The sequence below is a fragment of the Lysobacter tyrosinilyticus genome (genome assembly GCF_054779815.1).
Window position 1 is genome coordinate 765,445 of sequence record NZ_BAAGXN010000003.1, and the last position, 13,384, is coordinate 778,828.

General features: G+C 64.5%; 15 protein-coding genes. 14 read left to right on the plus strand and 1 reads right to left on the minus strand.

Going from position 1 to position 13,384, the window contains the following annotated elements:
* Positions 1-106 precede the first annotated feature (106 nt).
* From ACYVGK_RS10155 to rnt, 14 genes are all read left to right on the plus strand, one after another.
* Positions 107-904 carry an enoyl-CoA hydratase/isomerase family protein gene (locus ACYVGK_RS10155; RefSeq protein WP_460733257.1) on the plus strand — a complete coding sequence of 266 codons (798 nt, stop codon included), beginning with the start codon at positions 107-109 and terminating at the stop codon, positions 902-904.
* Positions 901-1,287 carry a hypothetical protein gene (locus ACYVGK_RS10160; RefSeq protein WP_460733259.1) on the plus strand — a complete coding sequence of 129 codons (387 nt, stop codon included), beginning with the start codon at positions 901-903 and terminating at the stop codon, positions 1,285-1,287. The genes ACYVGK_RS10155 and ACYVGK_RS10160 overlap by 4 nt, the downstream gene beginning before the upstream one ends.
* A gap of 125 nt (positions 1,288-1,412) precedes the next feature.
* Positions 1,413-2,081 carry an endonuclease III gene (nth, locus tag ACYVGK_RS10165; protein WP_460733481.1) on the plus strand — a complete coding sequence of 223 codons (669 nt, stop codon included), beginning with the start codon at positions 1,413-1,415 and terminating at the stop codon, positions 2,079-2,081.
* Between the two features lie 380 nt (positions 2,082-2,461).
* Complete coding sequence (locus ACYVGK_RS10170; protein ID WP_460733261.1) at positions 2,462-3,760, plus strand: OprO/OprP family phosphate-selective porin; 1,299 nt, start codon at positions 2,462-2,464, stop codon at positions 3,758-3,760.
* A 156-nt stretch (positions 3,761-3,916) separates the two neighbouring features.
* On the plus strand, positions 3,917-4,990 hold the full coding sequence (gene pstS / locus ACYVGK_RS10175) for a phosphate ABC transporter substrate-binding protein PstS (protein WP_460733263.1): 1,074 nt from the start codon (positions 3,917-3,919) through the stop codon (positions 4,988-4,990).
* 329 nt (positions 4,991-5,319) lie between these two features.
* Positions 5,320-6,288: a phosphate ABC transporter permease subunit PstC gene (gene pstC, locus ACYVGK_RS10180; protein WP_460733265.1), complete on the plus strand. Its 969-nt coding sequence runs from the start codon at positions 5,320-5,322 to the stop codon at positions 6,286-6,288.
* Positions 6,288-7,178: a phosphate ABC transporter permease PstA gene (gene pstA / locus ACYVGK_RS10185; protein ID WP_460733267.1), complete on the plus strand. Its 891-nt coding sequence runs from the start codon at positions 6,288-6,290 to the stop codon at positions 7,176-7,178. Before pstC ends, pstA begins: the two co-directional genes overlap by 1 nt.
* A 94-nt stretch (positions 7,179-7,272) precedes the next feature.
* Positions 7,273-8,082 (plus strand): phosphate ABC transporter ATP-binding protein PstB, encoded by an 810-nt coding sequence (gene pstB, locus ACYVGK_RS10190; RefSeq protein WP_460733483.1) that lies wholly within the window; start codon positions 7,273-7,275, stop codon positions 8,080-8,082.
* Positions 8,083-8,285: 203 nt separating this feature from the next.
* On the plus strand, positions 8,286-8,993 hold the full coding sequence (gene phoU, locus ACYVGK_RS10195; RefSeq protein WP_460733269.1) for a phosphate signaling complex protein PhoU: 708 nt from the start codon (positions 8,286-8,288) through the stop codon (positions 8,991-8,993).
* Between the two features lie 176 nt (positions 8,994-9,169).
* On the plus strand, positions 9,170-9,685 hold the full coding sequence (locus ACYVGK_RS10200) for an RNA polymerase sigma factor (protein WP_460733271.1): 516 nt from the start codon (positions 9,170-9,172) through the stop codon (positions 9,683-9,685).
* Positions 9,686-9,793: 108 nt separating this feature from the next.
* Entirely contained in the window at positions 9,794-10,309 is a 516-nt protein-coding gene (locus ACYVGK_RS10205; protein ID WP_460733273.1) for an HvfA family oxazolone/thioamide-modified RiPP metallophore, read from the plus strand.
* A 142-nt stretch (positions 10,310-10,451) separates the two neighbouring features.
* Positions 10,452-11,309, plus strand: coding sequence for an HvfB family MNIO-type RiPP peptide maturase (locus ACYVGK_RS10210; protein WP_460733275.1), 858 nt, complete (start codon positions 10,452-10,454; stop codon positions 11,307-11,309).
* A complete protein-coding gene (locus tag ACYVGK_RS10215) occupies positions 11,296-12,075 on the plus strand; it encodes an HvfC family RiPP maturation protein (protein WP_460733277.1) in 780 nt (259 codons plus the stop codon). Before ACYVGK_RS10210 ends, ACYVGK_RS10215 begins: the two co-directional genes overlap by 14 nt.
* Positions 12,076-12,215: 140 nt before the next feature.
* The gene (rnt, locus tag ACYVGK_RS10220) at positions 12,216-12,893 is read left to right on the plus strand and encodes a ribonuclease T (protein WP_460733279.1); all 678 of its coding nucleotides are present in this window, start codon (positions 12,216-12,218) and stop codon (positions 12,891-12,893) included.
* Positions 12,894-13,045: 152 nt separating this feature from the next.
* On the opposite strand, the gene sugE is transcribed toward rnt, so the two are convergent.
* Positions 13,046-13,363, minus strand: coding sequence for a quaternary ammonium compound efflux SMR transporter SugE (sugE, locus tag ACYVGK_RS10225; RefSeq protein ID WP_460733281.1), 318 nt, complete (start codon positions 13,361-13,363; stop codon positions 13,046-13,048).
* Positions 13,364-13,384: the final 21 nt, after the last annotated feature.

Here is a 13,384-nt window from a genome sequence, read left to right on the forward strand (position 1 = left end):
GGGCGCGCTAGGATAACGGCGCCCGGGCTTAACCGCCACTGACGCCTCCCCTCTGACCCTAATGCCTGTCCGGAGTTCCGTGCAGGCGAAAATTTCCCACGCCGCCATGTCCGAAACCAACGTCTCCACCACCCCTGTCAGCATCACCGACCACGGCGCCATCCGCGTCATCACCGTCAACCGCCCAGACAAGCTGAACGCGCTCAATGCCGCGACGCTCGATGCCCTGCATGTGGCCTTCGATGCCGCCGCCGACGATGCCTCCGTGCGCGTGGTCGTGCTGACCGGCGCCGGCCCCAAGGCCTTCGTCGCCGGGGCCGACATCGCTGAAATGAACTCGCTCACTCCGGTGCAGGGCCGCGACTTCTCGCTGCGCGGCACACGCATGATGCGTCGCGTGGAGCGCATGCCCAAGCCGGTGATCGCGATGGTCAATGGTTTCGCACTCGGCGGCGGCCTTGAGCTGGCGATGTGTTGCCATCTGCGCATCGCCGCGGACACGGCGAAAGTCGGCCAGCCGGAAATCAATCTCGGCCTGATCCCTGGCTTCGGTGGCACGCAGCGCCTGCTGCGTCTGGCCGGCCGCGCCGCCACTCTCGAACTGTGCCTCGTCGGCGCACCCATCGACGCCACGCGTGCATTGCAGTTGGGCGTGGTCAATCGCGTCGTACCGGCCGCCGAGCTCGAAGCCGAGACCATGAAGCTGGCCGAGCAACTTGCGAACGCCGCCCCGCTCGCACTACGCGGCATGATCGACTGCATCAACATCGGTGGCGAATGCGGGATCGAAGAAGGTCTGGAATACGAATCCGCGCAGTTCGGCCTGATGTTCTCGACGCAGGACATGCGCGAAGGCACCTCGGCGTTCATTGAGCGCCGCAAGCCTGCGTTCAAGGGCGAATGATCGCTACCTGCCCGACCTGCGGATGCACGGCAACGGAATCCGCCAACGTCCACGCCATCGCCGCGGCCTTGGCGGAAGACGATCTCGACCGTGCGCTCGCATTGGGCCTGCTCGATGCAGGTCCATGCCACCAGTGCAGCGAGGAATGCCGACACCGCATCGCGCAAGCACGCGATGCGCGTGCTTGCGCACTTGCCGCGCGCGAGCGCTATCGCGCACGACAGGCACGTCTGCAGCGACGCACGCAGGAACGCGCCGCCGCACGAGCAGGCTCCGCGAGCCTCACTGATACGGCACCCGCAGCCAAACCCGCCCTGCCCTCCGCAGCCGCCGCCGCACTGGCGCGTGCCAAGGCACGTGCGGCGGAGCGCCACAAACCATGATCGACGCGGTGAAGGCGAAGAAGACTGCGACGAAGAAGACCGTCCGGAAGGCGAGCCCCAAAGCGGCTTCCAGCAAGGCGACGGCAAAGCCGGTCCGTTCGGCCCCGACGAAAACGACCAAGCGCATGCCGGCGCGATTGACGCCTGCGCAGATCGACGAAATGTTCTCGCGTCTGGCCGAACTCAATCCCAAGCCGACGACCGAACTCGAGTATTCCACGCCCTATGAATTGCTAGTGGCGGTGACGCTCTCGGCACAGGCCACCGACGTGGGTGTCAACAAGGCGACGCGCAAGCTGTTCCCAGTGGCCGGCACGCCCGCGCAAATCGCCGCGTTGGGCGTGGACGGGTTGAAGCCGTATATCTCCACCATCGGCCTGTTCAATACCAAGGCGGCCAACGTCGTCGCGATGGCCCATCAGTTGCTCGAGAAGCATGGCGGCGAAGTCCCGCGCGACCGCGCCGCGCTAGAGGCCCTGCCTGGCGTCGGTCGCAAGACCGCGAATGTCGTGCTCAACACTGCGTTCGGCGAACCGACCATCGCAGTCGACACGCATATCTTCCGTGTCTCCAATCGCACCGGCTTGGCGCCGGGCAAGGACGTGCGCGCGGTCGAGGCGGAACTGGAGAAGGTGGTGCCGATGCGTTTCCGGCAGGACGCGCACCATTGGCTGATCCTGCATGGCCGCTATGTGTGCAAGGCGCGCAAGCCGGATTGTCCGCATTGCGCCATTCGCGACTTGTGCCGGTTTCCGGACAAGACGCCCGGCGAAGCGGTGCCGGCGACGCGCTGAAGTCCTGACTCACTGAGGCGGCCCCCTTCTCCCCGCTTGTGGGGAGAAGGTGCCCAACGGGCGGATGAGGGGAGCCGGGGGAGCCTGCGTCCCCTCACCCTGCGTCGCTGCGCGACGCTGTCGGCGCTTCGCGCCCCGGCTCTCGCGCATAGCGCGAGGGCGTTCAGGCGTGCGCGCGCCAGTGGCGCGCAAGCAGCACGCCCTCACCCCCGCAAGCGGGGCGAGGGGTCCCCGATTGGCGGGCGAGAAAAATCTGCGACAGCAACCCCTTGAAGTCACCAAACAGTCACCCCGGGGAAATAAGTCAGCCCTGTCACATTTACGCAATCTTCACTACTTAGCCTGCGCGGGTCCTCTCCAACCGCCCTAAGGGCTAAACCATGAAACTGTCCCGCAGCACCCTTTCCGTTGCCCTGCTGGCCGCGATGTTCGCGCCGGCGGCCCATGCCGAAATCGCCATCGACGTGATCGGCGGTTCAGAGGTCAGCTTCGAAGGCTTGTTTCAGGCCGAAGGCAACTGGTACGACAACGATCTCGTCGACCTGAACTCCGCCAGCACCGCCCCGGCCGGCGCCAGCGCCGGTGCAAACGGCAAGGACGCCGAGTTCGCCATCCGCCGCGCGGAACTGATCCTCAAGGGCAAGGGCCCGGGCAACATCGAGTGGGTCCTGGGCTATGACCCGAGCGCCACCAAGTCGGCCACGGTCGTCAACGAATCCAACAACGGCGCCACCAACGTCACCTCGACCGTTGCCTCGAACGGCAAGTGGCTCGACGTCAACGTCAAGTACAAGATCGGCGGCAATGCCAACCACTACCTCCAGGTCGGCCAGTACAAGCAGCCCAACAGCCTGGAAGAGCTGTCGAGCACGCGCTTCAACGACTTCATCTCCAAGGCCGCGGTGACCAACACCTTCGCCGTGGCGCGTCGTACCGGTGTCGCCTACAGCTACGGCGACGTCAACTGGAGCGTCACCGGCAGCTACTTCAGCCGTGAAATGAGCCGCAACCTCGCCGCTGGCCAGGGCTACGGCCTGCGCGGCACCTGGGCGCCGATCAACGAAGCCGGCAACATCCTTCACGTTGGCCTGGCCTACGTGAACTACGACACCGACGTCGACACCTTCCGCCTGCGCTCGCGTCCGGATGCCGATCTGGCCACGCAGCGCTTGGTCGACAGCGGCGACATCAAGGATGCCGATCGCGTCGGCATCACCAGCGCCGAAGGCCTGTGGGTGCACGGCCCGGTCAAGCTGCAGGGCGAGTACTACCAGTCGAATCTGCAGCGCTACGGCGCCGGCCACGGCGACTACAAGACCGACGGCGCCTACGTCAGCGGCGTGTGGAACATCACCGGCGAGACTTGGGGCTACAAGGCCGGCGTGCCGGTCACCCAGCTGCCGGAAGAACCGGGCCTGGGCATGTTCCAGCTCGGCCTGCGCTACGACACGCTCGACCTCAACGATGGCACCGGCAACCCCACCACCGGTGCGGTCACCGGCGTGCTGGGCGGCAAGCAGAACATCTGGACGGCTGGCGTGAACTGGTACTGGCGCTCCAACTTCAAGTTCGCCCTGAACTACGTGAAGGTCGATTCCACCAAGTGGTCGACCAGCGGCCGCCGCGAAGTCGACGACAACCCGAACATCATCGAAGCCCGCGCCCAGTTCTACTGGTAAGCGAGCAACTCTCTCCTGTTATGCATTTGGGGCGCGGTGAAAACCGCGCCCCCTTCTTTTTGCTGGATGCACTGCCGGCGCCTGAACAAAGAGCCGCCGCTCCTCCGGTGTAACTCAACTGAAATATTTCAGACGCAGGGTTGTCATCGAACCGTTATGGAATGCGCAGCGAACGGGCGATGTCCCGTCGTCTCTCTCAGGAGTCCATTCGTGTTCAAGACCCTCAAGTTCCGCGTCGCCGCCCTGGCCCTCGCCACGACCTTCGCGGCCAATGCGTTCGCCGCCGACGTCACCGGCGCCGGCGCTTCGTTCGTCTATCCCATCATGTCGAAGTGGTCGGCCGAATACGCCAAGACCACCGGCAAGAAGGTCAACTACCAGTCGATCGGCTCGGGCGGCGGCATTGCCCAGATCAAGGCGGCGACGGTCGATTTCGGTTCCTCCGATGCCCCGCTGAAGCCGGATGAGCTGGCCAAGTTCGGCCTGGCCCAGTTCCCGTCGGTGATCGGCGGTGTGGTGCCGGTGCTCAACGTCCCGGGCGTAACTTCGGGCGCGATGAAGCTGGACGGCGCGACGCTGGCCAACATCTTCCTGGGCAAGATCACCAAGTGGAACGACCCGGCGATCGTCGCCCTCAACGGCGGCGTGCAGCTGCCCGACACCAAGATCACCGTCGTGCACCGCTCGGACGGCTCGGGCACCACGTTCAACTTCGCCAACTATCTGTCCAAGGTCAGCCCGGAGTGGAAGAGCTCCGTCGGTGAAGGCACTGCGGTTAAGTGGCCGGTCGGCATCGGCGGCAAGGGCAACGAAGGCGTCGCCGCCTACGTGAAGCAGATCAAGGGCGGCATCGGCTACGTCGAACTGTCCTACGCGCTGCAGAACAAGATGGCCTACTCGCGCATGAAGAACGCAGCCGGCAACTTCGTGCTGCCGTCCGACGAAAGCTTCGCCGCCGCGGCCGCGAACGCCGACTGGGCGAACGCCAAGGACTTCTACCTGGTGATGACCAACGCCGCAGGCGAGAAGTCGTGGCCGATCACCGCCACCAACTTCATCCTGATGTACAAGCAGCCGAAGAACGCCGCTGGCGCCAAGAATGCCAAGGACTTCTTCAGCTGGGCCTACGCCAATGGCGACGCCCAAGCCAAGGCCCTGGATTACGTCCCGCTGCCGGAAGCGCTGGTGAAGCAGGTCGAGGCCTACTGGGCGCAGAACCTGAAGTTCTGATTTCCCAGCTGAATGTGGAAACGAAGAGGCGGGCCTTCCGGGCCCGCCTTTTTTATTACCCGCGAAATGACAGGGTCATTGCAGGAGGGATGCATCTGCAAGACCTGCCGGAAGTCGCAACTGGTTGATTTTTCTACGTGCAACGGTACTTAGGCCGAAGTCGCGCCCCCCGTGGGTCGCGGCGCGATGTCATTCCCCTGTAACAAAAACATCATTTCATAGCCGCGCAGCCCAAGCCCGGCGCCTAGGCGCGCGGAACTACGAAATCCAGGTCCATGGACCCGCTCTCAGCGCGGGACGAACAAGCAGAAGCACAACCAGCAGGATCCATGAACGCCCCCACCCTCCCCGCTCCCGCCGCCAGCTCCCGCGACGTCGCCGATGCCCGCAACGACAAGTTGTTCCGCTGGCTGCTGACCGGCACCGCCTTCTTCGTGCTGGTGGCGCTGGCCGGCGCCGCGCTTTCGATGCTGTGGGGCGGCCGCGGTGCGCTGCAGTCCGAAGGACTGAACTTCTTCATCTCCTCTGACTGGAATCCGGTCGAAGACCAGTACGGCGCGCTGGTGCCGATCTACGGCACCATCGTCAGCGCCGTCATTGCCATGCTCATCGCGGTGCCGGTGAGTTTCGGCATCGCCTTCTTCCTGACCGAAGTCGCGCCGCGCTGGCTGCGCGCCCCGGTGAGCTCGGGTATCGAACTGCTCGCGGGCGTGCCTTCGATCATCTACGGCATGTGGGGCTTCTTCATCCTGATGCCGGTGATGCGCGAAAGCATCTTCCCCTGGCTCAACGATCACGTCGGCACCTGGCCGGTCATCGGCCCGCTGTTCCAAGGTCCGCCGATCGGTGCGGGCATGCTCACCGCCGGCATCGTGCTCTCGATCATGATCATCCCCTTCATCTCCTCGGTGATGCGTGAGGTGTTCCTCACCGTGCCGACCCGGTTGAAGGAATCGGCTTACGCGCTGGGCTCAACCAAGTGGGAAGTGAGCTGGGACATCGTGCTGCCGTACACGCGCTCGGCGGTGATCGGCGGCATGTTCCTGGGTCTGGGCCGTGCACTGGGCGAAACCATGGCGGTGGCCTTTGTGATCGGCAACAGCGTGACCTTCACCAAGTCGCTGCTGGAACCGAGCACCACGATCGCCGCGCTGATCGCCAACGACTTCGGCGAGGCCTCGGAAAACTATCGCTCCGCGCTGCTGCTCCTCGGCTTCGTGCTGTTCATCGTGACCTTCATCGTGCTCGCGGTCGCTCGACTGATGCTGATGCAGCTGGCACGCAAGGAGGGCAAGTGATGAATACGACCACGCAAGCGATGCGCACCTCCGATCGTCTCTACCTGCGCCGCCGCCTCATGAACGGCGCGGCCGTCGTGATGGCCACTGCCGCGGCGCTGTTCGGCCTGATGTTCCTGGGCTGGATCTTATGGACGCTGATCTCCAAGGGCCTGGGCGGTGTGAACTGGGCGCTGTTCACTCAGAACCAGCCGGCACCGATGGAAGAAGGCGGCCTGAAGAACGCGTTCTTCGGCAGTCTGGTGATGTGCGCCGGGGGCATTCTCATCGGTACGCCGCTGGGTATCGCCGCCGGCACCTGGCTCGCCGAGTACGGCAACAGCCGCAAGATCGGCACGGTGATCCGCTTCGTCAACGACATCCTGTTGTCCGCGCCGTCGATCGTGCTGGGTCTCTTCATCTACGCCGCGGTGTCGGCAGTGATCACCAACCCGCAGAACCAGTTCTCGGCGATTGCCGGCGCGCTGGCCCTGGCCTTCATCGTACTGCCAGTGGTGGTGCGCACCACCGACGAAATGCTGCGCCTCGTCCCCGCGCAGATGCGCGAAGCCGCGCTCTCGCTGGGCGTGCCGCAGTGGAAGATGATCGTGCAGGTACTGTATCGCAGCGCGTCGGCGGGCATCGTCACCGGCATCCTACTGGCGCTGGCGCGCATCTCCGGCGAAACCGCGCCGCTGCTGTTCACCGCGTTCGGCAACGGCTTCTGGAGCACAGACATCACCGAGGAAATGGCCGCCGTGCCGCTGGTGATGTTCAAGTTCGCCGGCAGCGGTTTCGAGAACTGGGAATCCATCGCCTGGGCCGGCGCGCTGGTGCTTACGCTGTTCGTGCTTGCGGTCAGCCTGTTCGCACGCACCTTCCTGCTGCGTAACAAGATTTCTCATGACTGAGGAGCGACCACGCATGAACGACGCGACCGTTCCAAACCCCGCCAGCTATGCCGCACTTGCCAAGCCCCAACATTTCGATCCCCGGACCCCGGCCATGAACGACGCCCGCCTCAACGTAGCCACTTCCGAGCGCGCCAGCGCCACGGCGGCACCCGTAAAGCTCGCCGCACGTGGGCTGGACTTCTATTACGACAAGTTCCACGCGTTGAAGAGCATCAACCTGGAGATCCCGGAAAAGCGCGTCACCGCGCTGATCGGCCCCTCCGGCTGCGGCAAGTCGACGCTGCTGCGCATCTTCAACCGCATCTACGCGCTGTACCCGAAGCTGCAGGCCAAGGGTGAGGTACTGCTCGACGGCGAGAACATCCTCGACCCGAAGTTCCCGATGAATCGCCTGCGCAGCAAGGTCGGCATGGTGTTCCAGAAGCCGGTGCCGTTTCCGATGACCATCTTCGAGAACGTGGCTTACGGCATCCGTCACCACGAGAAGCTGTCGAAGTCGGAAATGAACGATCGCGTCGAAAGCGCGCTGCGCCAGGGCGCGTTGTGGGATGAGGTCAAGGACAAGCTCGGCCAGAGCGCGCTGGGTCTGTCCGGTGGACAGCAGCAGCGTCTGTGCATCGCGCGCGCCGTCGCACTGAAGCCGGACGTGCTGCTGCTCGACGAACCGACTTCGGCACTCGATCCGATTTCCACCAGCCGCATCGAGCAGCTGGTCGAGGAGCTGAAGAAGGACTACACGATCGCGATCGTGACCCACAACATGCAGCAGGCGGCACGCGTCTCCGACTTCACCGCCTTCATGTATCTGGGCGATCTGGTCGAGCATGGGCCGACCGAGACGATCTTCTCGCAGCCGACCAAGCAGCAGACCGAGGACTACATCACCGGACGTTTTGGCTGATGCGCTTTAAAGCCCCTCTCCCGTCGGGAGAGGGGTTGGGGTGAGGGTTCGGCGAAGCGGCTTCGCTGAATCTGCGCCGGGATCAATCAGCCCGCGCTTTCCCCACAAGAGTTGTGCGAACCACTCCGCCGCACCCTCATCCGGCGCTTCGCGCCACCTTCTCCCGGAGGGAGAAGGGAAAAATCGAAGGAGCCAGTACACACATGGGCACCAACATGCACGACCACATCGTGAAGAGCTACGACGACGAGCAGAAGCGCCTGCTCAGCGAAACCCTGCGCATGGGCGAGATGGCCGCGGCGCAGCTGGAAGCCGCGCTGGACGTGGTGCAGCGCCGCGACGACAAGGCCGCCGAACGCATCATCGCCAACGACGAAGCGATCGACGCGCTCGAGCACGAAGTCAGCCACGACGTGATGAAGCTGGCGCTGCGCGGTCCGATGGCGCGCGATTTGCGCGAGATCCTGGCCGCGATCCGCATTGCCGCGGACATCGAGCGCATCGGCGACCTGGCCGCCAACGTCGCAAAGCGCTCTCGCGCGCTCAACCTGGCACCGCCGCTGCCGCACATCGCCGGCCTGCATGCCCTGGGCCTGCTGGCCGTGCAGCAGGTGCGCGATGCCATGCTCGCCTACCGCGACAGCGACGTCGAACTGGCCCAGCGCGTGCGCGCCCGCGACACCGAGATCGACGTCGCCTACACCGGGCTGTTCCGCGAGCTGCTGACCTACATGATGGAAGACGCGCGCAGCATCACCGGCTGCACGCACCTGCTGTTCATGGCCAAGAACATGGAGCGCGTGGGCGACCACGCGACCAACATCGCCGAGAACGTGTGGTTCCTGGTCAAGGGCGAAGAGCAGCTCCCCCCGCGCGAGAAGCGCGACGAATCATCGGCGGTCCGGTCCTGACGGCCCCAGGGCGGCAGGCCGCCCCGCCTCGGCCATCTCGGCCGAGACTAAACGTCTCCTGAATATCGGCGTGAAGACCGTCTTCACGCCGAATCTTTTTTTGCGGCCCCAGACTCTTGGGATATGCACGCGCCCCTGCCGGCGCGCATTGTTCCCGACCCCGAGGACCGCAAAAGATGGAACTGGCGCTCGCCACCAGCGATCTGGAAGCCGCCCGCATGGGCGACCGTAGCGCGCTCGACCGCGTGCTCACGCTGTCGCGCCAGAACCTGCGCCGCTATGCCGAGTTCCATTGCATCGTCAACGACGTCGAGGACGCCGTGCAGGAGAGCCTGCTCCTGATCTCACGCAAGCTCGGCGATCTGCGCCAGCTGGAATGCTTCACCTCGTGGCTGTTCCGCATCGTCAAACGCGAATGCAACCGCCTCAAGCGCGGCCGCAAGCTGGTCACCGGCCAGGAGATCCCTGAGTGCCTGCTGCCCATCGAATACCCGGAACCGATCGAATGGCGTCAGGACGTGGCCGCCGCGCTTGAATCGCTGCCGGCCCACTACCGCGAGGTCATCCTGCTGCGAGACCTGGAAGGCCTCACCATCGAGGAAACCGCCAGCCAACTGGGCCTGAGCCGCGAAGCCGTGAAGTCGCGGCTGCACCGGGCCCGGGTGGTGGCGCGCGAGTTCCTGGATTCCTGACCTCTTCCCGCCATTACAGCGCATCCATTTCCACCGCCGCTCCGTACATACTCGGCCGGCCTTATCCGCGGGCACTGCCCAACCCCCAGCAACTCAAAGGAGAGATTCATGTCCAAGCAGATCAACAAGCCGCTTGCCCTCGCTGTCGGTGCTGCCCTCGTGAGCGGCATGGCGCTATCGACGTCCGCCTTCGCCATGACCGACCTCGCCAGCGGCTACATGGTCGCTGCCAGTCACGCGGCCGCCGAAGCCAGCTGCGGTGCCGACAAGAAGGCCGCCGAAGCCAAGTGCGGCGCCGACAAGAATGCCGGCGAAGCCAAATGCGGTGCGGACAAGATGGCCGCCGAAGGCAAGTGCGGCGAAGGCAACTGTGGCGCCAAGGCGCTGGCGATGATGGACACTGACAAGGACGGCAAGGTTTCGCGCGCCGAATGCGCCGCCCATCACGACGCCATGTTCACCAAGGCCGACACCAACAAGGACGGCTACGTCACGCCGGTGGAAGCCGACGCGATGATGAAGTCGATGCACGAAGGCAAGTGCGGCGACGACAAGAAGCCGGCCGACGGCAAGGCCAAGATGGAAGGCAAGTGCGGCGAGGGCAAGTGCGGCGGCATGGCCTGATGTGATGAAAGGAGGAAGCGAGCGTCGCTTCCTCCTTCTTCCAATGTCATCCTGAGCGCAGCGAAGAAGCCGTCGCTTCTGCGAGAGGCAGGTCTCTCGCTGCGCTCGGAGTGACGCACTGATTCCCGCAACGGTTCGTCTGATGCCCCTTTCCCCAAACAGCACCGGTCTCGGCCTGCGGCGTTCATTGCTCGAACCGCTGCGGTCTGCCGCACCTGGGGATTTCGACTTCCTCGAATGCGCGCCGGAAAACTGGATCGGTGTCGGCGGTCGTTACGGCGACGCGCTGCGGGAACTGAGCGCACGCCATCCGCTGGTCTGCCACGGCCTGTCGCTGTCATTGGGCGGATTCGCACCGCTGGACCGGGCCTTTCTGGAGCGCGTGCGCCGCTTCCTGGACCACCACAACGTTACGTTGTACAGCGAGCACCTGAGTTACTGCGCCGACGACGGCCAGCTCTACGATCTTCTGCCCATCCCCTTCACCGAAGAAGCCGTCCACCACGTCGCGGCACGCATCCGGCAGGCGCAGGACATCGTCGGCCGCCGTATCGCGGTGGAGAACGTTTCCTATTACGCGGCACCACATCAGGCAATGCGCGAGATCGACTTCATCAACGCCGTACTGAGCGAAGCCGATTGCGACCTGCTGCTGGACGTCAACAACATCTACGTCAATGCGGTCAACCATCGCTACGACGCCCACGAATTCCTTTCGCAACTGCCCGGCGATCGCGTGGCCTACATCCATGTCGCCGGCCACTACGACGAAGCCGAGGACCTCAAGGTCGACACTCATGGCGCGCCGGTGAAGGACGCGGTATGGCGGTTGCTTGGCGCGGCCTATGCGCGCTTCGGTGCCCGCACCACGCTGCTGGAGCGGGACTTCAATATCCCGCCATACGCGGAACTGGTAGCCGAACTCGACACCATCCGCTCGGTGATGCGCGAACACGCGATCGCCGACGCCTTCGCACCGGCACGCCATGTCCACGCCTGATATCTCGACCACGCCGGCGCGTCTGCGCGAGCAGCAACTCGAACTCACCCGCCACCTGCGCGACCCTGAGCATGTCGCAGCCCCTGCGGGCATCGAGGATCGCCGACTGGCCGTCTATCGCGAGCTACTGTTCAACAACATCGAGAGTCTGCTCGGCGGCAACTTCCCGGTGATACGCACGCTGCTGGGCGACGCACGCTGGCGCGCGTTGGTGCGCGACTTCTATCGCGACCATCGCAGCCAGACACCGTTGTTCCCGGAGATCGCCCGCGAATTCCTGCGCTATCTGGAATCGCTGCCGCAGCTCGATCCGCCGTTCCTAGGCGAACTGGCCCAGTACGAATGGGTCGAACTTGCGCTGCAGATTTCCGAAGCGGAAACCGACGACATCGCGCACGACCTCAACGGCAACTTGCTCGAAGGCGCCCCGTGCGTGTCGCCGCTCGCCTGGCCCCTGGCCTACCAATGGCCGGTGCATCGCCTGGGGCCGGATTTTCAGCCGGATGCGCCGCCGGCACTGCCGACGTTCCTGCTGCTACGGCGTGAAGCGGACGGCAAAGTGCGTTTTTCGGAACTGAGCCCGCTGGCCTTCCGCCTGCTCACCAGGCTGGAGGAGCAACCGTCGCTGAGCGGGCGGGAACAACTCGCCGCACTGGCGCGTGAAGCCGGAGTTGCGGCCGACGATGCCTTCATCGCGCAAGGGTTGCAGCTACTGGAACATATGCGCCGCAACGGCACCCTACTCGGAACCGCAGTTTCGCCGTGACCCGCTTTGTAGAGCGGAGCTTGCTCCGCTGCCCTTGTTATCGGTCACGGCTAGAGGCGCGGAGCAAGCTCCGCTCTACAAAGCGCCACCAATGTCGCCGCATCGTGCGAGGCCAACCCCGCTCCGGCTAAACTGCGCAGATGCCTGACGCCGCAAAGAAGCCGATCTCTCCGCTAAGCACGCGTTTCCGCGGCTTCCTGCCCGTGGTGGTCGATGTGGAGACCGGCGGTTTCGACTGGAATCGCCACGCACTGCTGGAGATCGCGGCGGCGCCGATCGACGTGGACGAAAATGGCCAACTGTTCGTCAGCGAAGTCACCAGCACCCATGTGGTTCCGGCCGCGGGAACCGACATCGATCCGAAGTCGCTGGAAATCACCGGCATCATCCTCGATCACCCGTTCCGGGATGCAAAGCCGGAGCGCGCCGCGCTCGACCTCATCTTCGCCCCGGTGCGCGAGGCCTTGCGCAAGCACGGTTGTACGCGCGCGATCCTGGTCGGGCACAACGCGCATTTCGACCTCAACTTCCTCAACGCAGCAATCGCGCGCGTAGGGCACAAGCGCAGCCCGTTCCATCCCTTCAGCGTGTTCGACACCGTGTCGCTCGCCGGCATTGCTTACGGCCAGACCGTGCTATCGCGAGCGGTCCAGGCCGCAGGGCTGGAATGGCGCAATGAGGACGCGCATTCGGCGGTGTACGACACCGAACGTACGGCGCAGCTTTTCTGCAAGATCGTGAATCAGTGGCCGATGTTGAAGGTGCCGGGTGCTGCCGAAACGACAACGACTGACGAGGTCGATCCGCACGCGGTTTGACGCTGCAACCGCCCCCTCGCCCCGCTTGCGGAGAGACGGACCGCATCGCGTAGCAATGCAGGAGAGGGGCAGTGGCGGCACCGCGCCGGCTTCGCCGCCCCCTCATCCGCCCGTTGGGCACCTTCTCCCCGCAAGCGGGGAGAAGGAAGGCTTCAAGGCGTCGCCAGTTTCAGCCCCACCAACCCGGCGACGATCAACACGACACTTCCGACACGCAGCACGTTCAGTGGCTCATTGAACAACACGATGCCGAGAATGACGGTACCGACGGCGCCCACGCCGACCCACACCGCATACGCAGTTCCTACGGGCAAGGACTTCATCGCAATCCCAAGCAGCCCCAGGCTGATCACCATCGCCGCAACCGTGCCGAGCGACGGCCATAGACGTGTGAAGCCCTCGGTGTACTTCAAACCGATCGCCCAGCCGACTTCGAGCAGTCCGGCGAGCACGAGCAATATCCAGGGCATGACAATCTCCGATCAAAGGGG